Origin of the sequence: Streptomyces naganishii JCM 4654 (genome assembly GCF_014650575.1) — a bacterium.
GTDB classification, from domain to species: Bacteria; Actinomycetota; Actinomycetes; order Streptomycetales; family Streptomycetaceae; genus Streptomyces; species Streptomyces naganishii.
This window is the reverse complement of record NZ_BMVF01000005.1, coordinates 356,946-381,028: the sequence shown is the minus strand read 5'-3', so window position 1 is coordinate 381,028 and position 24,083 is coordinate 356,946. Positions and strand designations below refer to the sequence as shown.

The following is a 24,083-nucleotide window of genomic DNA, read 5'->3' as shown; positions in this document are numbered from 1 at the left end:
CGCGGCCGTGATCCCCCGGATACCGCGGTTCACCCGCGCCCGGCGCGGCGCGGACCGCCCGAAGCCGCCGGGATTCGACCGCCGGCTGATCGCGCCCATGGTCCTCGGCTCGGTCCTCAACCCGGTCAACTCGTCCATGATCGCGGTGGCCCTCGTCCCGATCGGCACCGCCTTCGGCGCGTCCCCGGCGCGGACGGTCTGGCTGGTCTCGGCGCTGTACCTGGCCACCGCCGTGGGACAGCCCGTCATCGGACGGCTGGTGGACATGTACGGTCCCCGCCGGCTCTACCTCGTGGGCACGTCCATGGTGGGCGTCGCGGGACTGCTGGGCGCGCTCGCGCCGTCGCTCGGGGCGCTGATCGGGGCGCGGGTGCTGCTGGGGTTCGGGACCTCGGCGGCGTATCCGGCGTCCATGCAGCTGACCCGGCGCGAGGCCGAACGCACCGGCCAGGACAGCCCGGCGGGTGTGCTGACCGCGCTCGCCGTCGCCAACCAGACGGTGGCGGTGGTCGGTCCGGCGCTCGGCGGGCTGCTGATCGGCGCGGGCGGCTGGCGCGCGGTGTTCACCGTCAACGTGCCGCTGTCCGCGGCCTGTCTGGTCCTCGGCAGCCTCCGCCTGCCCAGGGAGCCCCGGGCCTGCGGGCGCTCCCGCCGCGACGTCGACCTGCCCGGCATGGTGCTGTTCGCCGCCATGCTGGTGGCGCTGATGCTGTTCCTGATGGCCCCGCGCGCGGACCACTGGTACCTGCCCGTGCTCGCGGCCGGCGCGGCGGCCGCGTTCGCCCTGCGGGAGCTGCGGACCGCGCGGCCGTTCGTGGACCTGCGAGTGCTGGGCGGCAACGCGCCGCTGCTGGTCACGTATCTGCGCCAGTTCCTCGGTTACGCCACGTCCTACGCCTTCATGTACGGCTACACCCAGTGGCTGGAGCAGGGGCGCGGGCTGGACGCGTCGACCGCAGGACTGGTGCTGCTGCCGCTGTCGGCGACCGCGCTCGGCGTCTCCACCCTGACCGGGCGCCGCGAGGCGGTGCGGACCAAGCTGGTGGCCGGCGCCTGCGTCCAGATCGCGGCCTGCGCGTTCCTGCTGCTGGTCGGCTCCGGCAGCGGCCTGTGGACGCTGCTCGTGGCCGGGGTCGTGATGGGCGTGCCGCAGGGCCTGATCGGCCTCGCCAACCAGAACGCCCTCTACCGGCAGGCCGATCCCGCGCGGATCGCGTCGGCCGCCGGGCTGCTGCGCACCTTCATGTACCTCGGCGCGCTGGGCGCGTCCGCCGCCACGGCCGGGTTCTTCCCGCACCGCGCCGACACTGCCGGTCTGCACGGCCTGGCTCTGGTCATGCTCGCCGGATCGACACTGCTCCTGGCGACCGTCCTGCCCGACCGCTCCCTGCGCGGCCTCACGCTCCCGGCCGCCGGGGCTCCAGCCCTCCCGGAACCGCGGCCCCCGCAATCACAGCGAGCATCCGGAACGCCCCGACAACCGCAAGAAGCGCCCGAGTCGCAGGACTCGCGCGGAACCCGAAAGGCCTGACCCCCATGGCAGTCACCGCCCTCGACCCCCGCACCGCCCTCGTGGTGATCGACCTCCAGGCCGGCATCGTCGGCGCCCGGACCGCGCCGTACTCCGCCGCCGAGGTCGTCTCCCGGACGGCCGAGCTCGCCGACGCCTTCCGCGCCCGCGGCCTGCCCGTCGTCCTCGTGCGGGTCTCCTTCGCGCCGGACTTCGGCGACGTGCCGCCCGGCCGCACCGAGGCGCCGCGCTCCGGCGGCGGACGGCCCGAGGGCTGGGACGTGATCGTCCCCGAACTCGCCGGTCACGCGGGCGACATCACCGTCACCAAGCACAACTGGGGCGCCTTCCACGGCACCGACCTGGACGTGCAGCTGCGGCGGCGCGGCGTCACGCAGATCGTGCTGACCGGCATCGCCACCAGCATCGGCGTGGAGTCCACCGCGCGGGCCGCGTACGAGCACGGCTACCACGTCACGCTCGCCACCGACGCCATGTCCGACCTGGACGCGGAGGGCCACCGGGGTTCCGTGACACGGGTGTTCCCGCGTCTGGGTGAGACGGGCACCACCGCCGAGATCCTCGAACTGCTGGCCAAGACCCACGCCTGAGGCGCGGGAGGGTCAAGGGCGCGGGAGGGTCAGGGGTGCGGGGAGGGTCAGTCCTCGCCGCGCACGATGTTCGACTCGGAACCCACGCGGTCCCGGTGCGGCCCGCCGCAGTCGCCGACCGCCGGCACGCAGGTACGCACGGGCTCGCGCCGCAGCCGGCGGGCCTTCGCCCAGCCGGTCTCGGGGCTGTGGACAACCGGTTTCTCACTGGTGTGGGCGGTCACGACGCCTCATCTTCCTTCTGCGTCCGGTCCGGTGCGGTGGTTCGGTCCGGTGGTTCGTCCGCGAACCCCGTCCTCCTGGGCAGTCGGGTCCCCGCACGCACCGGCAGCAAACCCGCCCCCCGTACCGCTCGGCGCCCCCCGGTGACGGACACTGTCGGGCGTGGACGCTAAGCCGGCCGGCGAGCCCGGGACCGCGCCACGGGCCCGGATGGGCGCGTGGCGCTTCGTGGTGTGGTTCGGCACCGTCAGCCTGCTCGCGGACTTCGTCTACGAGGGCGCCCGCTCGGTCACCGGGCCGCTGCTGTCCTCGCTCGGGGCCTCGGCGCTGGTGGTCGGCGTGGTCACCGGCGCGGGTGAGGCGGCGGCCCTCGGACTGCGGCTGGTGTCCGGGCCCCTGGCCGACCGGACCCGGCGCTTCTGGGCCCTGACCATCGCCGGCTATCTGCTCACCGTCGTCGCGGTGCCCCCGCTCGGTGCGGTCGGGACCCTGTGGGCCGCGTGCGCGCTGGTGGTCGCCGAAAGGGTGGGCAAGGCGGTGCGCTCACCGGCCAAGGACACCCTTCTGTCGCACGCCACCGCGGCGACCGGACGCGGCCGGGGCTTCGCCGTGCACGAGGCGATGGACCAGGTGGGCGCGCTGGTCGGCCCGCTCACCGTCGCCGGTGTGCTCGCGCTGACGGGTGGCTCCTACGGGCCGGCGCTGGGCGTTCTCGCCGTGCCCGGGGTCGCCGTGGTCGTCCTGCTGCTGTGGCTGCGGAACCGGGTGCCCGACCCGCGCCGCTACGAGGAGGCCGCCGGGCCCGCCCCGAAGACCGCGGAAGGCCCGAAGGCCCCAGGAGCCCCGGAAACGGCAGGAGGGGGCCCGGCGAGGCGGCCCGCCCCGGCGAAGGCGGGCGGCCGGGTGGGCCGGCTGCCGGTGGCGTTCTGGACGTACGCGGCGTTCACCGCGGCCACCACCGCCGGCTTCGCCACCTTCGGCGTGCTCTCCTACCACCTGGTCCAGCGCCATCTGCTGGCCCCGGCGTGGGTGCCCGTGCTGTACGCGGCCGCGATGGCCGTGGACGCGGTGGCCGCCCTGGTGACCGGCTGGTTCTACGACCGGTACGGGCCCGCCGTGCTCGTCGTCCTGCCGCTGCTCGCCGCCCTCGTACCGGCGCTGGCCTTCACGGACGCGGTGACCGTCGCGGTGGCCGGGTCGCTGGTGTGGGGCGCCGCCCTGGGCGTGCAGGAGTCGACGCTGCGCGCCACGGTCGCCGACCTGGTCCCGCCGGGACGGCGGGCGACGGCGTACGGCGTGTTCGCGGGCGTGGCGGGCGGCGCGAGCCTGGTGGGCGGGGCGCTGACGGGCGCGCTCTACGGGGTGTCCGTCCCGCTGCTCATCACGGTCGTGGCAGCGATCCAGGCCTTGGCCCTGGCCCTGCTGGCGTTCACACGCACATGGCGCCGCCGCTGACCGAGCCAGGGCCTTCACCGGCCCGGTCCGGTCACCTGCCCCCGGAGCCGCCGCTGCCGAAGGAGCCGCTGGAGCCGTCGTCCCAGCGGGGGCGGGACTGGTCCTCGCTGCGCCTGCTGCCGGAGGAGCTGAGCTCGTGCGGGGTCAGGCGGCGGCCGGTCTCCTCGGCACGGGGCACCTCGTCGGGCTCGCGCCGCTGCTGGGTCTCGTGGACCGGTCCGGACTCCGGCAGAGTGGGGTGCTCGCCTCCGCGCGGGGTCCGGGGTTCGCGCTGCTTGACCTTGATGCCGAGGCCGATGGCCCACACCAGGGCGGCGGCGATGACCAGACCGCCGACGACGATGACGGCGATCCCGAAGGCCGAGCCCGCGGCGAGTGCTTCGTACCGGGTGGTGTCCATGGACGGCGGGTACCCCGCCACGGCCACCGGATACGTGCCTGCGGCCACGGCCTACGACTCGGCGCCCTCTCCGCCCTCGCGTGCCGCCCGGGCCACCTCGTCCTCGACCTCGGGGCGCGGCCGTCCCTCCTGGCCGGCGTACTCGTTCAGGGCGGTGCTCAGATCGCGGGCCAGGTCGCGCCAGGCGCGCAGCGCCGTCTCGTACGTCTCGCTCTGGGTCCCGGTCAGGCGTGACTGCGCGGGCGGCCCGTAGGCGGTGCGCAGCTCCGCGACCCGGGCGTGGGCCTCGTCGGCCGCGCGCTTCTTGGCCACGAGCTCTTCGAAGGTGGTGTGTGACACAGCCCAGGACCCTAAGCAACGGATGGCCCGGCGGCGGCTCAGACCTGCCGTCGCGGGCGCGCGGCGCACCCGTGTGGCGGGTCGGCCGCGGTGTGCGCCCGGGGCCGGACGGGTCAGCGGCCCAGCACCAACTCGCTCCACACCTGCTTGCCGCCGCTGACCGGCAGGGTGCCCCAGGCCGCCGACATGGCCTCGACCAGGAGGATGCCCCGCCCGCCGGTGGCCTCCCAGCCGATGCTCGTCGGCTTGACCGGGGTGCGGGGCGAACCGTCGGCGACCGCGACGCGCAGGCGGTGGTTGACCAGGGTGAGGTCGAGGCGGACCTGCCCTTCGGTGTGCACCAGGCCGTTGGTGACCAGTTCGGAGACGATCAGCAGGGCGGCGTCGATGTCGTCGTCGCCCACGCCCCACGAGCGCAGGGTGCGCCGGGTGAAGCGGCGGGCGTGCCGTACCGCCTCGGGCACCCGCCATACCGTCCAGCTCTCCCGCAGCGGGCGTACGGCGAGGCCGTTGTAGCGCATGAGCAGCAGGGCGATGTCGTCGCTGCGGCCCGCGTCGGTGAGCAGGGCGTCGGCGACGAGGCCGAGGTGGGCGGGGTCGACGGCGGCCAGGCCCTCGGCGAGGCGGTTCATGCCGTCGTCGATGTCGGCCTGGGGGGACTCCACGAGGCCGTCGGTGGTCAGCGCGAGCACGGTGCCGGGCTGGAGCCTGAGCGGGGTCATGGGGAAGTCGGCCTGGCTGAGCACCCCGAGCGGCGGGCCGCCCTCCGCCTCGGCGATCTCCACGCTGCCGTCCGGGTGGCGCAGCACCGGCGGCAGGTGACCGGCGCGCACGCACCACGCCGTGCCCGCCTCCATGTCGACGTCGACGTAGGCGCAGGTGGCGAACAGGTCGGTCTCCAGCTCCAGCAGGAGCCGGTTGGCGTGCGAGACGACCACGTCCGGGGGGTGGCCCTCGGCGGCGTAGGCGCGCAGCGCGGTGCGCATCTGGCCCATGAGGGTGGCGGCGGCGGCGCTGTGGCCCTGGACGTCCCCGATGACGAAGGCGACGTGGTTGTCGGGCAGCGGGATCACGTCGTACCAGTCGCCGCCGACCTCCAGGCCGGCGGTGGCGGGCAGATAGCGGGCCACGGCCTCGGCGCCGGGCAGCTTGGGCAGGCGGCGGGGCAGCAGGGTGCGCTGGAGCATGCCGACGAGTTCGTGCTCGGCGTCGAAGGCGTGGGCGCGCATGAGGGCCTGTCCGGCGAGGCCGGCCGAGGCGGTGAGCAGGGCGCGTTCGTCGGGGCCGAAGTCGTGCGGGGTGTCCCAGCCGATCAGGCAGACGCCGGCCATCCGGCCGCCGGCGGCCAGCGGCAGGACCGCGAGCCCGCCGGGGCCGACCTCGGCGAGCGCGGGCTCCAGGCTGGTCCCGGCGGGCCAGATCTGGGCGCGTCCCTCGCGCAGGGCGGCGGCGAGGGTGGGCATGGCCCGCACCGGCGCGTCGGGCCATTCCGTGCGCCACTCCAGGCGCCACAGCTCGGGCCAGGCCTCGGGTTCGGGCGGGTCCAGGACGGTGACGACGAGCCGGTCGTTCTCCAGTTCCGCCAGCGCGATCCGGTCGGCCTGGAGCGGCTTGCGCAGGGCGCCGACCACGGCCTGGCTGACGTCGCGGACGGTGCCGGCGGTGGCCAGGGCGGCGGCGAGCCGCTGGACGCGGGTGACGTCGGTGACGCCGCCGGCGCGCATCGTCGAGGCGTCGGCGACCGTGCCGACCAGGCGGGCGGGCCGGCCCTCGCCGCCGGGCAGCAGCCGCCCGCGCAGCCGCAGCCATCTGGGCGGCCCGTCGGGCTGGAGGATGCGGAACTCCAGCTCGCGCTCGCCGATCGACATGTGGTCGGCCTCGACCACGGACATGAGGGAGGGCAGGTCCTCGGGCACGGTCAGTGACAGCAGCGTCTCGACCTTGCCGTCGAAGTCGCTGCGGCCGATGTCGAACAGGCGCAGGATGTCGTCGCCGACCTCGACCCGCCCGGTGTCCATGGCGAGGCTGAAGGCGCCCGGCGGCAGCTCCTCGCCGTGCGCGGTCTCGGCCGGGGCGGGACAGGCGACGGCGCGGGCGACGAGTTCCAGGCACTCGCGGTCCTCGCTGTCGAAGCCGCCCGGGCTCTCGGTGACCGCGACCAGGCAGCCGCCCTCGCACCCGCCCAGCGGGACCACGGCGAGGAAGACGTCCCCGGCGGGCATCCGGCGGGAGTCCGCGCACCCGGCGAGCTCCTCGGGGCCGAGCCACACGGCCCGCCCGGTGCGGCGGGCCTCGGCGGCCGGGGACCGGCCCTCCAGCGGGTAGGCGTCACGCAGGCCGTACAGGGTGCGCGGCACGCCGGCGGACTCGGCCAGGCACAGCAGGTCCCCGCCCTCTCCACACGTGTAGACGGCGGCGAAGGCGGCGCCGGCGAAGACCAGGGCCTGCTCCAGGACGCGGTGCAGGCGGTCGTCGGTGGCCGGCTCGGAGGTGAGGGTGCTGAGGGCAAGTTCGGCTCGCAGACTCCTCGTTCTGCGTGCCGTAGCGCCCTCACTGACCACGTTGGCCATTACAGCGCGTATCGGCCGCCTGCGCAGCCCCTGTGACGGTTCCGTGGAGTTCCTGGCCGCCCGCCCGCCTCGCCGTGCGCCGTGTGCGCTCCGGGGAAGTCCCGACCCGGGGGCCTTCGCACGGGCGGGTGAGAGGTGGGGGCGTGACCGCGGGGCAGTGGTCCGGGTGCCGTCCGTGACCGCCCGCCTGGTGCGCCACCCGGCGGCGGCACGGGAGCGGATCGACGACGTGCCGGTGCTCCCGCCGCGGGCTCGCGGGGACGGCCGAGCGGAGCCGTCCCCGCGAGGTTCGTACGGAGTGGTCCGGTCCTCCCGCCGGAGGACCGGACCACTCCACCGGCCGGCCGGGAACCGCTGGTGCTTGGCCGGCCGGTGGCTGGGGAGGGGGAGGCGGCCGAGGGGAGACGGCCGGGCCCGGGCGGGCGGGTCCTTGGACGCTCCCCCTCCTCAGGGACTGCCGGTCCGGGCCGTCACCCGCCCTGGGAGATCCCGGAGCCGTTGGAGACGCCGGACCCGTTGTTGGCGCCCGAGCCGTTGTTGGCACCCGAGCCGTTGGAGACGCCGGACCCGTTGTTGGCACCCGACCCGTTGTTCGCGCCCGAGCCGTTGTTCGCGCCGGACTGGTCGCCGGGGGAAGCCGTGCCCGCGCCCGACTGGTCGCCCGGGGACGCCGTGCCCGACTGGTCGCCGCCGGCCTGCTGGCCGCCGCCCTGCTGGTTACCACCCTGCTGGTTGCCGGCGCCGTTCCCGTTGCCCGCGCCATTGCCGGCGCCGTTTCCGTTGCCCGCGCCATTGCCGGCGCCGTTCCCGTTGCCCGCGCCCGCGCCGTTGCCCGCGCCCAGCGTCGCTCCGGTCGCCTGGAGTGCGGCGGTCACCGGCTGGAAGAAGGTCTCTCCGCCCTTGGTGCAGTCGCCGCTGCCGCCGGAGGTGAGGCCGACCGCGCCACCGTCCTGCGTGAACAGGGAGCCGCCGCTGTCGCCCGGCTCGGCGCACACGTTGGTCTGGATGAGGCCGTTGACGGTGTCGACGCCGCCCGGGTTGGTCTCGCTCTGGAAGTTGACGGTGGCGTCGAGACCGGTCACCTGGCCGTTGTGCAGACCGGTGGTGCTGCCCATGCGGAACACCGTAGAGCCCACGGTCGCGTCGACGGCCTGGGTGATCTGCACGGTCTGCCCGTTGCCGGCGTTGACCTCGCTCGGGGCCTGCGTGTTGGGGTCGTCGTACTTGAGGAGGGAGAAGTCGTTGCCGGGGAAGGTGGCCTGGTCGACGGTGGCGACCGGCTGGCCGTTCTGCGAGTCGGCCCACTGCTTGGCGGCGACACCGCAGTGTCCGGCGGTCAGGAAGGCCGGCTTGCCGTCCGAGGCCGTCACGTTGAAGCCGAGGGAACAGCGCACGGTGCCGCCCTGGGCCTGGGCGAAGATGGCGTCGCCGCCCGAGGCGAAGGTCTTGAAGGCGCCGGCGGACTTCTTCAGCGTCGCCATGCCCGGGCCGAGGCTCTTCACGGTGGATTGGAGTCTGTTCCACTTCGCGCCGGTGACCGTGCTGTCGGCCGTGACGACGACCTTGTCGGTGCGCGGGTCGACGGCCCAGGAGGTGCCCGGGATGGTGGCCTTGGCCTTGAGGGTGCGCGCGGCCGACTTCAGGGACGCGGTGCTGTTGGCGACCTGGCGGACCGCGGCGCCGGCCTTCTTCGCCTGTACGGCCACGTTGTTGTTGTCGCCGCCCACCACGTTGACCACGAGCTGCTGCTTGGCGCTGTCGTAGTAGGCGCCCGCGAAGGAGTCGCCGGGGTTCTTGGCGAGCTGTGCGGCGAGGCTGGAGGCGTCCGTCGCCTTGAACGTCCGGGGGGTGGCGTTGTCCGCGGCGCCGCCGTCCTGGGAGGCCATGGCGTTGGGGAGCAGCACCGCCGCCGCGCCCAGCGCCACCACGCTGCCCGCCGCTATCGCGGCCTTGCGCTTCGGAATTCGCTTGTGACTCAAACTTCTCGACCTCCTGGGGACGGGGTCTGCGCCGCCGTCCGGCGGCTCGTTTCGGGGACGCCTGGATGGCTGTTGGTACGCACGTGCCGGGCGGGGCGTTCAATCCCGTTCGCCAACTCCCGGTGCGTGGGGCCGAATCGGCCAACTCCCCAGGCGGGGACGGCACATCCGGTACGGACACGCAGCGCGACCGCGCGGGCACCGGCGGTCGCGGTTCACTTGCGGAATCCCGGCTTCAGCGAATCTGCACATCCACTGCTCAGCGAGGTCACCGCGCGCGGAGGATCTGCACAATCGCGCGCCCCCCGGCAGACCTTTGGCGACAAGTGCCGGATTCGGCCACGGGGCGGCAAGGGGGTGGGTGGGCCGAAGCCGTGCGGCATGTGAAGAAGTAGCTGGCAAGCCGTGTCCGAGCCTGCACGGATGACGTCGACGGATCGACAAGTTGCCTGATGAGAGGCCTGGTTGAGTGGAATCGGCGGCGCGGGGCGTGCTTTGATCCATCGCACCGCGGGCCCCACTGGGCGCTTGGGAATCTGGCGTCCGGCGCCCGCGGTCGCGGCCGTCCTGTCCCCAGAGGGGGCCGCTCCCCCCTTATGAGATATCCATACGAAGGGAAGTTCCATCATGAACTCCACCCCCCAGGTTGAGACCGTCGAGATCTCCGACGCCGAGCTCGACAACGTCTCCGGCGGTCTGTCCGTGAACGCTCTGGGCACCGCCACCGGCCTGGTGGACGGCGTTGCCCCGGTGTCCGGCCTGGTCGACACGGCCGTCGGCACCGTCGAGGGCGTGACCGGTCTGAACGTCGCCCCGGCCGCCAACCTGGTCGCCGGTCTCTGATCGCGCCGCGTCGCCGCCGAGTCCCGGAGCCGGATCGCCGGTTCCGGGATTCCCGGGTGCCGTGGGCACCCCGCACCCTCCCCTCTCCCCCGTCCCCTCCGTACGCCCGCACAGGTGAGGGATAGACCGTGCAGTTCCGTCAGCAGGCCCTCGCCAAACTCCAGTCGCCCGAGGAGCTCGACCTCCCGGTGCGGCTCGCCCGCCCGCAGGGATGGCTCGTGCTGTCCGTGACACTGGTGGCGATGGCGGCCGCCTGCGTGTGGGCGGTGACGGGCTCGGTGGCCTCCACCGTCGCCGCGCCGGCCGTCCTCACCCACGGCCAGGGCAGTTACCTGCTGCAGAGTCCGTTCGCCGGCCAGGTCACCGCGGTCTACGCCCAGGAGGGCGGGCGCCTCACCGCCGGCGCGCCCGTGCTGAGGGTGCGCACCGAACGGGGCGAGCAGGTCGTCCGCGCGGTCGCCGCGGGCCGGGTCACCGCGCTCGCCGCCGACCTCGGCCAGATCGTCTCCACGGGCGCGAACCTCGCCGCCGTCGAGAAGACCGCCCACGCCTCCGACCCGCTCTACGCCACCGTGTACGTACCGGCCCAGAACGCCGCCTCGATCCCCGCCGGGGCCCCCGTCGACCTCACCGTCTCCTCGGTGCCCGCCCAGCGGTACGGGGTGCTGCGCGGCCATGTGAAGTCGGTGGACCGCTCGGCGCAGTCGGCGCAGCGGATCGCCGCTTTCCTCGGCGACGCGCAACTGGGCGAGCAGTTCACCAGGAAGGGACGGCCCGTCGCCGTGCTCGTACGGCTGGACGCCTCCGCCGCCACCAGGAGCGGCTACCGCTGGTCCTCCGCCGGCGGACCGCCGTACCGCCTGGACTCCATGACCATGGCCACGGCCTCCATCCGCCTGGCCGACCAGCGCCCCGTCGACTGGCTGCTGCCGTGAGCGCCGTACGGGAGACGCCCCCGGCTCCGGAGTCCCGGCGGGCGCGGGAGTCACGCGGCCGGCGGCGTGCCGCCGCTCCGCCCCGCCGTCCGGTGCCCAAGGCGCGGGGCGGGACCGTGCGCACCCCGACCGTGCTCCAGATGGAGGCCGTGGAGTGCGGCGCCGCCTCGCTCGCCATGGTGCTCGGCCACTACGGCCGCCATGTGCCGCTGGAGGAGCTGCGCATCGCCTGCGGTGTCTCGCGGGACGGCTCGCGCGCGAGCAACCTGCTGAAGGCGGCGCGTGGTTACGGCCTGACCGCCAAGGGCATGCAGATGGACACCGCCGCCCTCGCCGAGGTCGCCGCGCCGGCCATCCTGTTCTGGGAGTTCAACCACTACGTCGTCTACGACGGCATGGGCCGCCGCCTCGGCCGGCGCGGGGTGTACGTCAACGACCCCGGCAAGGGCCGCCGTTTCGTGCCCATGGAGGAGTTCGACACCTCCTTCACCGGTGTGGTGCTGGTGATGGAGCCGGGCGAGGGGTTCGCCAAGGGCGGCCGCAGGCCCGGGATCCTGGGCGCCCTGCCGGCCCGGATGCGCGGCACCGCGGGCACCATGCCGGCGGCGATGCTGGCGAGCCTGCTGCTGGTCGCGGTGGGCGCGGCGGTGCCCGCGCTCAGCCGCACCTACATCGACACGTACCTGATAGGCAATCAGACCTCGCTGCTCGGCGTGCTGTTCGCGTCGATGGGCGCGTGCGTGCTGCTCACGGTGGTGCTGACCTGGCTCCAGCAGGCAAACCTGCTGCGCGGCCGCATCATCTCCTCCACCCTGGGCGGCGCCCGCTTCCTGCGCCATCTGCTGCGGCTGCCGGTGACGTTCTTCGCCCAGCGCAGCCCGGCCGACCTGGTGCAGCGGCTGCAGTCCAACGACCAGGTGGCCGAGACGCTGGCCCGCGACCTCGCGGCGGCGGGCGTCGACGCGGTCGTGGTGGTGCTGTACGCGGTGCTGCTGTACACCTACGACCCGCAGCTGACGTTCGTCGGCATCGGCGTGGCGCTGCTGAACGTGGTGGCGATGCGCGTGGTCGTACGGCTGCGCGCCACCCGTACGGCGAAGCTGCGGGCGGACACCGCCCGGCTCACCAACACCGCCTATACCGGGCTGCAGTTGATCGAGACCATGAAGGCGACCGGCGGCGAGGACGGCTACTTCGCGCGGTGGGCGGGGCAGCACGCCACGACGCTCGAGGAGCAGCAGCGGCTCGGCGTGCCGAGCGCGTGGCTGGGCGTGGTCGCGCCGGCGCTGGCCACGTTCAACAGCGCGCTCATCCTGTGGATCGGCGGGATGCGGGCGGTCGAGGGGCACATCTCGGTCGGTCTGCTGGTGGCCTTCCAGGCGCTGGTGACCCGCTTCACCGCGCCGCTGACCCGGCTCAACGGGGTCGCGGGCCGCATCCAGGACTTCGCCGCCGACGTGGCCCGGCTGAAGGACGTCGAGAACTTCCGCACCGACCCGCTCTACGCCCGTCCGGGCCCCGGCGAGTCCACGCGCCGGCTGCACGGCCATGTCGAGCTGGAGAACATCGCGTTCGGCTACAGCCCGCTGGACAAGCCGCTGCTGACGGGATTCGACCTGACCGTGGGGCCGGGGCAGCAGGTCGCGCTGGTCGGCGGGTCCGGCAGCGGCAAGTCCACCGTCTCCCGGCTCATCTCGGGGCTGTACACCCCGTGGGAGGGCGTGATCCGCATCGACGGGCAGCGACTGGAGGACATCCCGCGCGGGGCGCTCGCGGCGTCCGTCTCCTTCGTCGACCAGGACGTGTTCCTCTTCGAGGGCACGGTCCGCGACAACGTGGCGCTGTGGGACCCGTCCGTGCCGGACGATGCGGTGGTGGAGGCGCTGAAGGACGCGGCGCTGTACGACGTGGTCGCGCGCCGGCCCGGCGGCATCCACGCGCGCGTGGAGCAGGACGGGCGCAACTTCTCCGGCGGCCAGCGCCAGCGCCTGGAGATCGCCCGCGCGTTGGTGCGCAGGCCCAGCATCCTCGTGCTCGACGAGGTGACGAGCGCCCTGGACGCGGAGACCGAACTGGTGGTGATGGACAACCTGCGGCGGCGCGGCTGCGCCTGCGTGGTCATCGCCCACCGGCTCTCCACGGTGCGCGACAGCGACGAGATCGTCGTGCTCCAGCACGGCCAGGTGGTCGAGCGCGGCCGGCACGAGGAACTGGTGGCGCGCGGCGGGGCGTACGCGGCACTGGTCAGGGAGCGGTGAGATGACGTCCGTCCACGAAGGCGATCTGGTCCTCGGCGCGCTCGGCTCGCTCGGCACACGCGTGGACTGCGCCGGCTTCGGCCGGCTGGACCTGGAGGGTCCGCAGGTGCTGTGGCTGGTCGCGGCCGGCGCGGTGGACCTGTTCGCGGTGGACGCGGCCGAGCAGGGGCACTGGCACCACCTGGGCCGTCTTGAGGCGGGTTCGCTGCTGCTCGGCCCGGTCGCCGGACCGCGCCACACGCTGGTCGCCCGGCCGCTGCGGGACTGCGTCGTGCACCGTGTCGCGCTGCGCGAGCTGTACCAGCCCGCCGCCACGCAGACCTGGTCCTACGACGAGTACGGCAACCCGCAGTACGTGCCCCCGGCGACCAGTCCGCTGGAGTACGCCGTGGCGCTCGGCGTCGGCCGCAGCCTGTCGGTGCTGTTCCAGGCCCCGCAGCCCGGGGAGCGGGCCGACGCGCCCGGCGACGACGACGTGTTCTGGATGCAGGTGCCGCCCGGCAGTGTCCAGTACGGGGCGGTCTACGGCGCCGAGGCGGCCGCCGACCTGCTGATGGACCCGGCGCTGTGGCAGAGCATGGTCGACCAGCAGTACCGGCTGCTGACCGCGCTGGACCGCTGGATCGAGGAGCTGGAGCGCAGCCACGAGGACCGCACGGCGGCCGGGATCAGGGCCGGCGAGGCCGTGCGCGCCCTGGCCGACCGGACGCTGCTGGCGTCCATCGGACGGTCCGCGCCGGCGCGTACGACGGCGGCCGACGCGGACGCCACCTACGCGGCCTGCGCGCTGGTCGCCCGCGCCGCGGGGATCACGCTCGCCGAGGCGCCCAGGTCCGGCACCGGCAGCGACCGGCTGGATCCGGTGGAGCAGGTGGCCCTCGCCTCCCGGGTGCGCACCAGGGCCGTACGGCTGCGCGGGAAGTGGTGGCGGGAGGACATCGGCCCGCTGGTGGGGCACCGGGCGCTGTCGGGCGCGCCGGTGGCGCTGCTGTGGCGGCGCGGCGGATACGTCGCCGTGCACCCGGCGACCGGCCGGGAGACGCCCGTGGAACGGGCCAACGCCGAGGAGTTCGAGCCGCGCGCGGTGATGTTCTACCGGCCGCTGCCCGAGCGCCGCCTCGGACTGCTCGGGCTGCTGCGCTTCAGTCTGCGCGGCACCCGCGGCGACCTGCTCAACCTGCTGCTCGCCGGCCTGGTGACGGTGGCCATCGGGGCGCTGGTGCCCGTGGCCACCGGCAAGGTGCTCGGCCAGTACGTGCCGAGGGCCGAGCAGGGGCCGATCACCCGGGTGTGCCTGGCGGTGATGGTCAGCGGTGTGGTGGCGGCGGCCTTCATGCTGCTGGAGAACCTGACCATCCTGCGGCTCGAGGGCCGGATCGAGGCCACGCTCCAGCCGGCCGTATGGGACCGGCTGCTGCGCCTGCCGACCAAGTTCTTCACCGAGCGCTCCACCGGTGAGCTGGCGAGCGCCGCCATGGGCGTGAGCGCGATCCGCCGGCTGCTGGCCGGGGTGGGCCCGGTGGTCGCCCAGTCGGTCACCGTGGGCGCGATGAACCTGGCGCTCCTGTTCTGGTACAGCGCCTCGATGGCCCTGGCGGCGATCGGCATGCTGGTGGTGATCGCGGGCGTGTTCCTCGGGCTCGGCCTGTGGCAGGTGCGCTGGCAGCGCCGGCTGGTCGTGCTCGGCAACAAGCTGAACAACCAGGCCTTCCAGACCCTGCGCGGACTGCCCAAGCTGCGCGTGGCCGCCGCCGAGAACTACGCCTACGCCGCATGGGCCGCGCAGTTCGCGCGCAGCCGTGAGCTTCAGCGGAAGGCCGGCGGGATCAAGAACCTCACCACGGTGCTGGGCGCGGTCTACCTGCCGGTGTGCACGCTGGTGATGTTCATGCTCCTCGCGGGCCCGGCCAGGGGGTCGATGTCGGCGGCGGCGTTCCTGACCTTCAACACCTCGGTGACGATGCTGCTGACCTCCGTCACCCAGCTGACCGGCGCGTTCGTCTCGGCGGTGGCCGCGCTGCCGCTGCTGGAGGAGATCCGCCCGGTGCTGGACGCCGCGCCCGAGGTGCGGGCCGCGAGCACCCGGCCGGGTCCGCTGTCGGGGGCGATCGAGGCGCGGCGGCTGTCGTTCCGGTACAGCGACGACGGGCCGCTGGTGCTGGACGAGGTGTCGTTCCGGATCCGGCCGGGCGAGTTCGTGGCGGTCGTCGGGCCGAGCGGCTGCGGCAAGTCGACCTTGTTGCGGCTGCTGATCGGCTTCGACCGCCCGCTGTCGGGCAGTGTGCTGTACGACGGCCAGGACCTCGCGGCCCTGGACCAGTCGGCCGTGCGCCGGCAGTGCGGGGTGGTGCTCCAGCACGCGCAGCCGTTCACCGGCTCCGTCCTGGACGTCATCCGGGGCACCGAGCCGTGCACGCCCGAGGAGGCGATGGCGGCGGCCGAACTGGCCGGGCTCGCCGAGGACATCAAGCGGATGCCGATGGGCCTGCACACCATCGTCTCGGGCGGCGGCGCCGTCTCCGGGGGCCAGCGGCAGCGGCTGATGATCGCGCAGGCCCTCGTACGGCGCCCGCGCATCCTGTTCTTCGACGAGGCGACCAGCGCCCTGGACAACGACACGCAGCGCACGGTGATCGAGAGCACCCGCAAGCTCAACGCCACCCGCATCGTCATCGCGCACCGCCTGTCGACGGTGCTGGACGCCGACCGTGTGATCGTCATGGAGGACGGCAGGATCATTCAGCAGGGGCCGCCCGCCGAACTGCTCGCGGACACCGGCGGGCGCCTGCACGAGCTGGTGCGCAGACAGCTGGCGTGAGACGCAGGTGCCGTACCCACGTCACGGACCCGGGTGCGACGGGCCTCAGGCTCCGTGACGTGGGTACGGGCCCGGAGGGCATCAAGCCCTGTGACTGGGTACCCACTTGCCCATGCGAATCAGCGTGGTGGACGTGGGGTCGAACACGGTCCGGCTCGTGGTGGCCGACGCGGAGGGCGGGGTGCCGCTGCCGGTCCACACCGCCAAGTGGCGGCTGCGGCTGTCGCAGCAGGTCCGCCCCGGGGAGGACATTCCCGAGGAGGCCGTGGACCGGCTGGTGCGCGCGGTCGGCGAGGCGGGCCGGACCGCGGCCCGGTGGGGCGCGGCCCCGCCGCCGGCCTTCGCGACGGCGGTGGTGCGCGGCGCCCCCAACCGGCTCGAGGTGCTGCGCGCCGTACGGGAGCGCACCGGCATCGCCCTGTGCACGCTGCCGGGCGAGGTCGAGGCCGAGCTCACGTTCCTGGGCGCGCGGCGCTGGATGGGCTGGCGGTCGGGGCCGCTGGCGCTCCTCGACATCGGCGGCGGCTCACTCGAGGTGGCGTTCGGCCGCGGCCGGCTGCCGGACTTCGTGGCCTCGCTGCCGCTGGGCGCGGGGCGGCTGACCCACGAGTTCCTCTCGGCCGGGGACCCGCCGTCCCCGGAGCAGCTGAAGGCGCTGCGGCGCAAGGTGCGCCACCAGCTGCGCGACGTGGCCGCTCGGATCCGCTGGGAGGGGCCGCGCACCGCGGTGGCCACCTCGCGCACCTTCCAGCAGCTGGGCCGGTTGTGCGGGGCCGCGCCCGGGCGGCACGGGCCGTTCGTGGAGCGCCGGCTGCGCCGCCGCGACCTGCGCGAGGCGGTCGGCCGGCTCGCGGCGCTGCCCGCCGCCGAGCGGTCCGCGCTGCCCGGGATCTCCGCTCCGCGGGCCGCGCAGAGCCTGGCCGGCGCGGTCGTCGGCCATACGGCGATGAAGCTCACGGGACTGAGGAAGGTCACCCTCTGCCCCTGGGCGATCCGTGAGGGAGTGCTGCTGCGGCACATCGAGGACGGGGCCTCCTGGTGGGCGGAGGTGTCCCGGCTCAGCGACGAGGCCGCACCCCCGGAGCCGGTGCCCCTGCGCATCGCGGCCGCGCGCACATGACCCGCGCCGGCCCTCCGGACATACATCCCGACGTACGAGAACAGAGACACGAGCCGGGACGACGACCCGCACCGACGGAAGGAAGACGACCATGACCGGCAAGCACGGCCACCAGGGCGACCGCGACGAGCACCGCACCGCCCCTCCCCGCACCGCCGTCGGCGAGGTGCTGCGCGAGTTCGAGGACGCCGAGACCGATGTCGCCGAGGAGCGGGACAGGCGCCACGGCGGCCAGGCCGGCGAGGCGATCACGCCGAACGTGAGCGCCCAGGAGCAGGCCGAACGCGAGGCGCGCGAGGGCTCCAGGGACGAGTGAGCACCCGGCGCCGGCCGCGTGGCCGTGCGCCACGGGAGGATGGCCCAGGCCCGCGCGGGTACCCGCACCCCATGAACCACGAGTGCCCAGGACCAGCCCTGCCCTGCGACCGGGGCCCGGTATCCGCGGCCGTGACGGCGTATCTGCGCGGTACCGGCCCCCTCCCCCGCGCCGAGGACGCCGACGCGGCGCACCCCTACGGCGACGACCTCCAGCTGGCCCTGTACGTGTGCTACGAGCTGCACTACCGGGGCTTCGCCGGGGTCGGTCCCCAGTACGAGTGGGACCCCGGACTGCTGGGCGTGCGGGCGGCCCTGGAGCACCGCTTCCTGTCCGCGCTGCGCGCCGACACCCCCGGCCACGACAGCCTCGACGACGCCCTGGCCGCCCTCCTGGTCGAACCGGTCCACGGCACGGGCGTCTCCCACTACCTGCGCGACGAGGGCGAGCTGTGGCAGCTGCGGGAGTACGCCGCCCAGCGCTCCCTGTACCACCTCAAGGAGGCCGACCCGCACGCCTGGGTGCTGCCCAGGCTGTGGGGACGGGCCAAGGCGGCGATGGCGGCGGTGGAGTTCGACGAGTGGGGCGCCGGCCGCGCCGAGCGCGTGCACGCCCAGCTCTTCGCCGACCTGATGACGGACCTGGGCCTCGACACGACGTACGGCCGCTACCTGGACGCGGCCTCGGCGGAGCTGCTGGCCGTCGTCAACCTCATGTCCCTGTTCGGACTCCACCGCGAACTGCGCGGCGCGCTGGTGGGCCACTTCGCCGCCGTCGAGATCACCTCCTCCCCCGGCTCCCGGCGGCTCGCCGAGGCGATGCGCCGGACCGGCGCGGGACCGGCCGCGGAGTTCTTCTACGACGAGCACGTCGAGGCGGACGCGGTGCACGAGCAGGTGGTGCGCCACGACGTGATCGGCGGGCTGCTCGCCGAGGAGCCGCACCTGGCACCGGACGTCGCCTTCGGCATCGACGCGACCGGCTTCCTGGAGGACCGTCTGGGCGAGCGGCTGCTCGCCGACTGGCGCGCGGGCAGGTCGTCGCTGCGGGCGCCCCTCGCCGAGGCGGCGGCGCATTCCCGCTGATTGCCGAGAACCACCACCGGTATCTCCTGCCCATCGGGGTACACGGACCTCCGTGAACGCACTGGTACTCCCGGGTGTCTACGCCCCACAGGACGACACGGAACTGCTGGCCGAGGTCATCGCCGAGGAGCCGTACGAGCCCGGCACGGAGGTGCTCGACGTGGGCACCGGGAGCGGGACGCTCGCTCTGGCCGCCGCCCGCAGGGGCGCGCGGGTGACCGCGGTCGACGTCTCCCGCCGCGCGGTGTGGACCGCCCGGCTCAACGCCTGGCTGACCCGGCTGCCGGTCCGCGCCCGCCGCGGAAACCTGTTCGCGCCGGTGCGCGGCCGGACCTTCGACGTCATCGTGGCCAATCCGCCCTACGTGCCGGCCCCCGAGGCCCGCGGTGTGCCGCGGGGCCGCTCCCGCGCCTGGGACGCGGGCGACGACGGGCGCCTGGTGCTGGACCGGATCTGCCGGGACGCGCCCGCGCTGCTGCGGCCCGGTGGCGTGCTGCTGATCGTGCACTCCGCGCTCAGCGGCCCGGACCGCACCCTGGACCTGCTGCGCGCGGCGGGCCTGAAGGCCGCCGTGGTGCGGCGGCGCTGGATCGCCTTCGGGCCGGTGCTGCGGGCCCGCAAGGGCTGGCTGCGCGAACGCGGCCTGCTGGATGCGGCCGAGGAGAGGGAAGAGCTGGTGGTCATCCGTGCCGAACGACCCCTCTGAGACGACGCCCCGCGGCGCTCCGGCGCGCCGGGTGACCATGCAGCGGCAGGGCCCGATCCTCGTGGACGGGCCGGTCGAGGTGGAGCTGGAGGACGGCACCACGGTCTCCTCCGACCGCTTCCGCGTCGCGCTGTGCACCTGCCGTCGCAGCCGGCGTTACCCGTGGTGCGACACCAGCCACCGCAAACGGGTCTAGCCGGGTACGGTTCCCCGCCCGTACCCGGCCGGACCCGGGTGGGCGGTCCGCGTACGGACCGCCCGACGTAATACCAGGGGCCGGCGGGAGGCCCCACTCCTCCCGGCCGGCCCCTGGTGCGGAATCGCTGTCGTGTCCTCGCCTTCGGGCCCGCACTCCCCAGTCACGGGACCCATGGTGCTGCGCGAGGACCGCGCGACCCCGGTCCTTTTCAGAAGGAGAAGACGCTCGTCGCGGCCGCGTCCTTCACACACTCGTTGGCGAAGGTGCGCTCGAAGGAGACGCGCTTGCCCTGCCAGACCCCCTGCGCGGTGACCACCACCGGGTTCCAGATCTGGGTGCACATCACGCCGGCCCGGGCCGTCAGCGCGTCGAAGTCCCCGCCGACGGCGCGCAGTTCGGCGCAGGCGTCGGGCGCCGCGGGGTGCGTGCCGGACGCCGACGGGGCGCAGTTGAGGGTGACGGCCCGCTCGGGGGTGGCCGCCGCCGCGTTCACGCCGTGGCCCACGGTGAGCACCAGGGCCGAGGGGGCGTAGAGCGAGGCGGGGGCGCTGGACGGGGTGGCGAGGGCGCTTCCGGTGAGAGGCCCGCAGACGGCGGTGGCCGTCAGGCCGAGAGTGGCAGCCCAGCGCGCGGTGTTCCGCATCGTGTGCTTCCTTCCGCTCGATTTTCGATGAGAGATGCCGGGCCCGAGCTCGATGGGTTGCCGGACCGGCGTGCCGGAGTCTGCCGAGTCCGCCGCCGAAACTCACATCGAACCCACGGGTTTCAGTAACCTTGCGTATTGAATCAGTGGCGTGAAGTCACGGAATTCGAACGTTCCAACCGCCGAACCACGGGCTTTTCGATCACTGGATCCGGCCGATTGGCCTGAAACCATAGGTTCGTTAATCGTCCTGAAACATTCCGGTTCCGCTCTGGGCGGACTCCTTTCGGACCCCTTGTGTTCATGAACGAACGGAGTAATCGTCATTACATGATTACGCCAGAGCAGCGGGAGAAGGTCCGCGGCTGGTTCGCAGGCCGTCTGCCCGACGGCCTGTTCGAGGAACTGGCCGAAGTGACCGTGGACCGCGAGGAGATCACCGTCGTGGGCCGCATAGCCGCGCCCCGCACCGCCGACGACGCCTCGGCGACGGAACGCAGGGCTGCCGTGGAGGGCCGCGTCCAGGAGTTCCGGGAACGCACCCGGGAGGACCGGATGGCGGTCGCGCGCGCGGCCGAGCACCGGTTCGGGCGCAAGGTGTCCTGGGGGGTGCGGTGCGGGGACGAGCGTGCCCTGTTCACCCATGTCGCCGCGCCCGTGATGACCCGGCTGCGCCAGCCCGAGCGGCAGGTCCTCGACACCCTGATCGCGGGCGGTGTCGCCCGCAGCCGGAGCGAGGCGCTCGCGTGGTGCGTGCGGCTGGTCCAGCGCCACGCGGACGACTGGCTCACCGAACTGCGCCAGTCCCTGGAGCACGTCCAGCGGGTGAGGTCCCAGGGCCCGGACACCGACGCCGGGACGGACTCCGCGAGCGACGGCGATGACGGCGGCAACGGCAACGGCAGCGGCAGCGGCAGCGGCAGCGGCAGCGGCAGCGGCAGCGGCAGCGGCAGCGGCAACTGACCTGTGGCCGCAGGGGCGTTGTCACACCCGTCCGGTACGTTGCCGGCCATGACTCGATTCGTGTTGGTGGCGGGCGCGTGGCTCGGCGGCTGGGCGTGGGACGAGGTGGCCTCGGCGCTGCGGGAGGCCGGGCACGAGGCGGACGCGGTGACGCTGTCCGGCCTCGCCGAGAGGAGGGACACGCCGGCCGGGCTGCGGACGCACGTCAAGGACGTCGTGGACCACGTCGAGCGGCACGGTCTCACGGACGTGGTCCTGGTCGGCCACAGCTACTCCGGGGTGCCGGTCGGTCAGGCCGCCGAGCTGATCGGCGACCGGCTGCGGCGCGTGGTGTTCGTCGACGCCAACGTCCCGGTGGACGGGGAGTCCTTCCTCGACGGCTTCCCCAGCGACCACATCCGGCAGGCCCTCGCGGCCTCCGGCGGAGCCTGGCCGCCCCTGCCGCCCGCCGGCTACGCCGGCCAGGACCTGACCGACGAGCAGATCGGCCGCATCGTCACCGAGGGCACACCCCACCCGGGCGCCACCCTCACCGAGCCGGCCGTCCTCGGCCGCCCCTTGGGCGAGCTGCCGGCGACCTACGTCAAGTGCCTGATGGACGGCCGCGATCCCGCCCCTTCCGTGGCCGGGCTCCTCAAGAGCGACCGCTGGGATCTGGCCGAGATGGAGACCGGCCACTGGCCGATGTTCTCCCGCCCGCGCGAACTGGCCCGCCTCCTCGCCGAAGCGGCCGGCGAAGGCTGACCTACCCGCCGGTATGGTCGGGGTCGCAAGGCATGGCCGGCGACGAGAGGCGGGTGCACGGGTGGGGAAGCACTGGGGTGACTTTCAGTACGAGATCTATCTGAACGGGATGACGGGGGCCGTGCCCCGCCTGCCCACCGATCTCACGCGGCTGGAGGCGCTGGTCGAGCGCCGGCTCGGCCCCGGCCCCGTGGGCTATGTGGCGGGCAGCGCCGGCAACGGCAGTACGGCGCTGGCGAACCGGGCCGCCCTCGACCGGCGCCGGATCGTCCCGCGCATGCTGCGGGACGTGCACGAGCGCGACCTGTCGGCCGAGGTGCTGGGCCGCGCCCTGCCCGCCCCGCTCGCGCTCGCGCCCGTCGGCGTCCTTTCGATCATGCACCCGGACGCCGAGTGCGCGGCCGCCCGGGCCGCCGCCGCGCAAGGGGTGCCGTACATCCTGTCGTCGGCCTCCAGCACACCCATGGAGCAGGTCGCGGAGGCGATGGGCGACGCGGAGCGGTGGTTCCAGCTGTACTGGGCCAAGGACCGGGAGGTGACCCGGAGTTTCCTCGACCGGGCCAAGGCGTCCGGCTTCGGCGTCCTCGTCGTCACCCTCGACACCCCGCTGCTGGCATGGCGCCCGCGCGACCTCGACCAGGCCTACCTGCCCTTCCTGCACGGCGTGGGCACCGCCAACTACTTCACCGACCCGGCGTTCCTGGCGGGCCTCGCCAAGCCCGTGCACGAGGACCTGAACGCGGCGGTGCTGCGCTTCGTCGGCATGTTCGCCGACCCCGGCAAGACCTGGCCCGATCTGGCGTTCCTGCGTCGGCACTGGGACGGCCCGATCGTCCTCAAGGGCGTCCTGCACCCGGACGACGCCCTGCTCGCCGCCGAGGCCGGGATGGACGGCGTGGTGGTGTCCAACCACGGCGGCCGCCAGGTGGCCGGTTCGGTGGCGGCCGCCGACGCGCTGCCGCGGGTGGCGCGGGCGGTGGGCGACCGCCTGACGGTCCTGTTCGACAGCGGGGTGCGCACCGGGGACGACGTCTTCAAGGCCCTCGCCCTCGGCGCCCGCGCCGTCCTCCTCGGACGGCCCTACGTCTACGGGCTCGGCCTGGACGGCCAGGCGGGCGTGGAGCACGTGATCCGCTGCCTGCTCGCCGAGTTCGACCTCACCCTCGCCCTGTCCGGCCACGCCACCCCGGCCACGGTCACGGCCTCGGACCTGGAGGAGAGCCCCGCCTGACCGGCCGGGCGGGACGTACGGCGCCGTGCGCCCCGTGTGAAGCACGCGCACCCACCCGGCCGCCGCGCACGCTCCCGGCCCACCCGGCCGAGGAGTGCACTGGAGTCGGCCCCTCGGCCCCGCGCGGGACGGCGGCTCTCCCGCGCGCGCCGGGCCGCCGGCCCTGTTCCTCCCGCCCTGGACCGGCGGCCCAGGGGACTCGGGCACTCCGGCATGCGGACAGGGGCCCAGGCCCCTCGCGCGCCCGGACGGGGCCCCAGGCCTTCGCGCCCGCGGCCCCGGGCCCTCGCGCACGCGGACGGCCACGAACGGCGAGGTGTCAGATCTCCCAGGAGCGCAGGCGGTCCGCGGCGCCGTAGACGTCGGTCTTGCCGGACATCAGATCGCGGGCGAGGTCGACGAGCGCGCCGTAGGGCGGGTCGATGCCGACCCCGCTGACGAACATGTAGGCCACGGCCGTCGAGCACGCGAAGCGGGCGTTGGCCGAGGGCAGGGGCCGCAGCAGGGCGAGGGTGTGCAGCAGGGCGGCGGCCCGCCAGGCGGGGTCGGAGTCCACGCCCAGGCGCGGCGGATCGACCCGGTGGCGGGCGACGGCGGCCACGAGGGCCGAGAAGTCGTTGATCGTGGGCTGGTCCGGCAGCACTTCCTCGTGACGCTGCAGGAGCCAGGGCACGTCGATGTGGATGACAGGGGTCATCGGTCAGGCGGCCCGCCCCTCGCCCCTGCTGGGCGGCTCGTCGTCGGGAAAGGCCGCCGCGAACTCGTCCGCGTGGGCCGTGAAGAACCGGCGGAAGGCCTCGGCGCCCTCCTGGAGGGCGCGGTGCCTGGCTATGTCGGCGGCCGCGGCCTCGCGCACGAGCGCCTTCATGGACGTACCGCGTTCCTTGGCGATCTGCCGCAAGTCCTCGAGCTCGCGGTCGCTGAACTCCACATTCAGAGCTGGCATGCCCTTCACGGTACCGCGCGGGTACTCTGGCGTAAATACCAGCAGGTCAGGGTGCCTCCTGCACGGTACCGTGAAGGGGTCGGTCAGCCCGAGCCGGGAGCCGCGGGCGCGCCCGAAGGTGATCACCGCGGGGCTGCCGGAGGTGTCGGTGGTGCGGCCGCCGGCGCGCGGTCCGGCGCGCGGGGTGCAG

The 24,083-nt window shown here is 74.2% G+C and carries 23 protein-coding genes; 15 read left to right on the top strand and 8 right to left on the bottom strand.

Features of this window, described 5'->3' with window-relative positions:
- The first annotated feature begins 7 nt into the window (after positions 1-7).
- Positions 8-1,531 carry an MFS transporter gene (locus IE217_RS11975; protein WP_373297996.1) on the top strand — a complete coding sequence of 508 codons (1,524 nt, stop codon included), beginning with the start codon at positions 8-10 and terminating at the stop codon, positions 1,529-1,531.
- A gap of 5 nt (positions 1,532-1,536) precedes the next feature.
- Positions 1,537-2,121 (top strand): hydrolase, encoded by a 585-nt coding sequence (locus IE217_RS11970; protein ID WP_190177765.1) that lies wholly within the window; start codon positions 1,537-1,539, stop codon positions 2,119-2,121.
- 47 nt (positions 2,122-2,168) lie between these two features.
- Here IE217_RS11970 and IE217_RS11965 read toward each other — a convergent pair whose 3' ends face one another.
- Positions 2,169-2,345 carry a hypothetical protein gene (locus tag IE217_RS11965; RefSeq protein ID WP_190177764.1) on the bottom strand — a complete coding sequence of 59 codons (177 nt, stop codon included), beginning with the start codon at positions 2,343-2,345 and terminating at the stop codon, positions 2,169-2,171.
- A gap of 160 nt (positions 2,346-2,505) precedes the next feature.
- Here IE217_RS11965 and IE217_RS11960 point away from each other — a divergent pair, with 160 nt between their 5' ends.
- The gene (locus IE217_RS11960; protein ID WP_229865217.1) at positions 2,506-3,798 is read left to right on the top strand and encodes an MFS transporter; all 1,293 of its coding nucleotides are present in this window, start codon (positions 2,506-2,508) and stop codon (positions 3,796-3,798) included.
- 31 nt (positions 3,799-3,829) lie between these two features.
- Here IE217_RS11960 and IE217_RS11955 read toward each other — a convergent pair whose 3' ends face one another.
- The 4 genes from IE217_RS11955 to IE217_RS11940 form a co-directional block, all read right to left on the bottom strand.
- Positions 3,830-4,198: a DUF6479 family protein gene (locus IE217_RS11955; RefSeq protein WP_190177763.1), complete on the bottom strand. Its 369-nt coding sequence runs from the start codon at positions 4,196-4,198 to the stop codon at positions 3,830-3,832.
- 51 nt (positions 4,199-4,249) lie between these two features.
- On the bottom strand, positions 4,250-4,537 hold the full coding sequence (locus tag IE217_RS11950) for a hypothetical protein (protein WP_190177762.1): 288 nt from the start codon (positions 4,535-4,537) through the stop codon (positions 4,250-4,252).
- 113 nt (positions 4,538-4,650) lie between these two features.
- A complete protein-coding gene (locus IE217_RS11945) occupies positions 4,651-7,107 on the bottom strand; it encodes a SpoIIE family protein phosphatase (protein WP_190177761.1) in 2,457 nt (818 codons plus the stop codon).
- A 470-nt stretch (positions 7,108-7,577) separates the two neighbouring features.
- Complete coding sequence (locus tag IE217_RS11940) at positions 7,578-9,086, bottom strand: S1 family peptidase (RefSeq protein WP_229865216.1); 1,509 nt, start codon at positions 9,084-9,086, stop codon at positions 7,578-7,580.
- 627 nt (positions 9,087-9,713) lie between these two features.
- On the opposite strand from IE217_RS11940, the gene IE217_RS11935 reads away from it, so the two are divergent.
- The 9 genes from IE217_RS11935 (at position 9,714) to IE217_RS11895 (ending at position 19,363) form a co-directional block, all read left to right on the top strand.
- Entirely contained in the window at positions 9,714-9,929 is a 216-nt protein-coding gene (locus IE217_RS11935) for a type A2 lantipeptide (RefSeq protein ID WP_190177760.1), read from the top strand.
- A gap of 128 nt (positions 9,930-10,057) precedes the next feature.
- Positions 10,058-10,864 carry a biotin/lipoyl-containing protein gene (locus IE217_RS11930; protein ID WP_190177759.1) on the top strand — a complete coding sequence of 269 codons (807 nt, stop codon included), beginning with the start codon at positions 10,058-10,060 and terminating at the stop codon, positions 10,862-10,864.
- Positions 10,865-10,956: 92 nt separating this feature from the next.
- Positions 10,957-13,122: an NHLP family bacteriocin export ABC transporter peptidase/permease/ATPase subunit gene (locus IE217_RS11925; RefSeq protein WP_229865234.1), complete on the top strand. Its 2,166-nt coding sequence runs from the start codon at positions 10,957-10,959 to the stop codon at positions 13,120-13,122.
- A 1-nt stretch (position 13,123) separates the two neighbouring features.
- Positions 13,124-15,940: an NHLP bacteriocin export ABC transporter permease/ATPase subunit gene (locus tag IE217_RS11920; protein WP_190177757.1), complete on the top strand. Its 2,817-nt coding sequence runs from the start codon at positions 13,124-13,126 to the stop codon at positions 15,938-15,940.
- A gap of 112 nt (positions 15,941-16,052) precedes the next feature.
- Positions 16,053-17,060 carry a Ppx/GppA family phosphatase gene (locus IE217_RS11915; protein ID WP_190177756.1) on the top strand — a complete coding sequence of 336 codons (1,008 nt, stop codon included), beginning with the start codon at positions 16,053-16,055 and terminating at the stop codon, positions 17,058-17,060.
- 91 nt (positions 17,061-17,151) lie between these two features.
- Positions 17,152-17,376 carry a hypothetical protein gene (locus tag IE217_RS11910; RefSeq protein ID WP_190177755.1) on the top strand — a complete coding sequence of 75 codons (225 nt, stop codon included), beginning with the start codon at positions 17,152-17,154 and terminating at the stop codon, positions 17,374-17,376.
- 71 nt (positions 17,377-17,447) lie between these two features.
- Positions 17,448-18,461: an iron-containing redox enzyme family protein gene (locus IE217_RS11905; protein ID WP_190177754.1), complete on the top strand. Its 1,014-nt coding sequence runs from the start codon at positions 17,448-17,450 to the stop codon at positions 18,459-18,461.
- Positions 18,462-18,513: 52 nt separating this feature from the next.
- Complete coding sequence (locus IE217_RS11900) at positions 18,514-19,167, top strand: HemK2/MTQ2 family protein methyltransferase (protein WP_190177753.1); 654 nt, start codon at positions 18,514-18,516, stop codon at positions 19,165-19,167.
- A complete protein-coding gene (locus tag IE217_RS11895) occupies positions 19,148-19,363 on the top strand; it encodes a CDGSH iron-sulfur domain-containing protein (RefSeq protein WP_190177752.1) in 216 nt (71 codons plus the stop codon). The genes IE217_RS11900 and IE217_RS11895 overlap by 20 nt, the downstream gene beginning before the upstream one ends.
- 211 nt (positions 19,364-19,574) lie before the next feature.
- Here the strand turns inward: IE217_RS11895 and IE217_RS11890 are convergent, their stop codons facing one another.
- A complete protein-coding gene (locus IE217_RS11890; protein WP_190177751.1) occupies positions 19,575-20,009 on the bottom strand; it encodes a protease inhibitor in 435 nt (144 codons plus the stop codon).
- A 330-nt stretch (positions 20,010-20,339) separates the two neighbouring features.
- Here IE217_RS11890 and abmR point away from each other — a divergent pair, with 330 nt between their 5' ends.
- From abmR to IE217_RS11875, 3 genes are all read left to right on the top strand, one after another.
- Complete coding sequence (gene abmR / locus IE217_RS11885) at positions 20,340-20,972, top strand: ATP-binding transcription factor AbmR (protein WP_229865215.1); 633 nt, start codon at positions 20,340-20,342, stop codon at positions 20,970-20,972.
- A 48-nt stretch (positions 20,973-21,020) separates the two neighbouring features.
- Entirely contained in the window at positions 21,021-21,716 is a 696-nt protein-coding gene (locus tag IE217_RS11880; RefSeq protein ID WP_190177750.1) for an alpha/beta fold hydrolase, read from the top strand.
- Positions 21,717-21,777: 61 nt separating this feature from the next.
- Positions 21,778-22,947 (top strand): lactate 2-monooxygenase, encoded by a 1,170-nt coding sequence (locus IE217_RS11875; RefSeq protein WP_190177749.1) that lies wholly within the window; start codon positions 21,778-21,780, stop codon positions 22,945-22,947.
- A gap of 319 nt (positions 22,948-23,266) precedes the next feature.
- Here the strand turns inward: IE217_RS11875 and IE217_RS11870 are convergent, their stop codons facing one another.
- Together IE217_RS11870 and IE217_RS11865 are read right to left on the bottom strand one after the other, a co-directional pair.
- On the bottom strand, positions 23,267-23,644 hold the full coding sequence (locus IE217_RS11870; RefSeq protein WP_190177748.1) for a toxin Doc: 378 nt from the start codon (positions 23,642-23,644) through the stop codon (positions 23,267-23,269).
- 3 nt (positions 23,645-23,647) lie between these two features.
- A complete protein-coding gene (locus IE217_RS11865) occupies positions 23,648-23,893 on the bottom strand; it encodes a hypothetical protein (protein WP_190177865.1) in 246 nt (81 codons plus the stop codon).
- Positions 23,894-24,083 lie beyond the last annotated feature (190 nt).

Excerpts from the sequence above, each read along its gene's own strand:
- IE217_RS11970 (WP_190177765.1), top strand. The coding sequence starts at position 1,537 with ATGGCAGTCACCGCCCTCGACCCCCGCACCGCCCTCGTGGTGATCGAC.
- IE217_RS11955 (WP_190177763.1), bottom strand. The coding sequence starts at position 4,198 with ATGGACACCACCCGGTACGAAGCACTCGCCGCGGGCTCGGCCTTCGGG.
- IE217_RS11945 (WP_190177761.1), bottom strand. The coding sequence starts at position 7,107 with ATGGCCAACGTGGTCAGTGAGGGCGCTACGGCACGCAGAACGAGGAGT.
- IE217_RS11935 (WP_190177760.1), top strand. The coding sequence starts at position 9,714 with ATGAACTCCACCCCCCAGGTTGAGACCGTCGAGATCTCCGACGCCGAG.
- IE217_RS11920 (WP_190177757.1), top strand. The coding sequence starts at position 13,124 with ATGACGTCCGTCCACGAAGGCGATCTGGTCCTCGGCGCGCTCGGCTCG.
- IE217_RS11915 (WP_190177756.1), top strand. The coding sequence starts at position 16,053 with ATGCGAATCAGCGTGGTGGACGTGGGGTCGAACACGGTCCGGCTCGTG.
- IE217_RS11910 (WP_190177755.1), top strand. The coding sequence starts at position 17,152 with ATGACCGGCAAGCACGGCCACCAGGGCGACCGCGACGAGCACCGCACC.
- IE217_RS11905 (WP_190177754.1), top strand. The coding sequence starts at position 17,448 with ATGAACCACGAGTGCCCAGGACCAGCCCTGCCCTGCGACCGGGGCCCG.
- IE217_RS11890 (WP_190177751.1), bottom strand. The coding sequence starts at position 20,009 with ATGCGGAACACCGCGCGCTGGGCTGCCACTCTCGGCCTGACGGCCACC.
- abmR (WP_229865215.1), top strand. The coding sequence starts at position 20,340 with ATGATTACGCCAGAGCAGCGGGAGAAGGTCCGCGGCTGGTTCGCAGGC.
- IE217_RS11880 (WP_190177750.1), top strand. The coding sequence starts at position 21,021 with ATGACTCGATTCGTGTTGGTGGCGGGCGCGTGGCTCGGCGGCTGGGCG.
- IE217_RS11870 (WP_190177748.1), bottom strand. The coding sequence starts at position 23,644 with ATGACCCCTGTCATCCACATCGACGTGCCCTGGCTCCTGCAGCGTCAC.
- IE217_RS11865 (WP_190177865.1), bottom strand. The coding sequence starts at position 23,893 with ATGCCAGCTCTGAATGTGGAGTTCAGCGACCGCGAGCTCGAGGACTTG.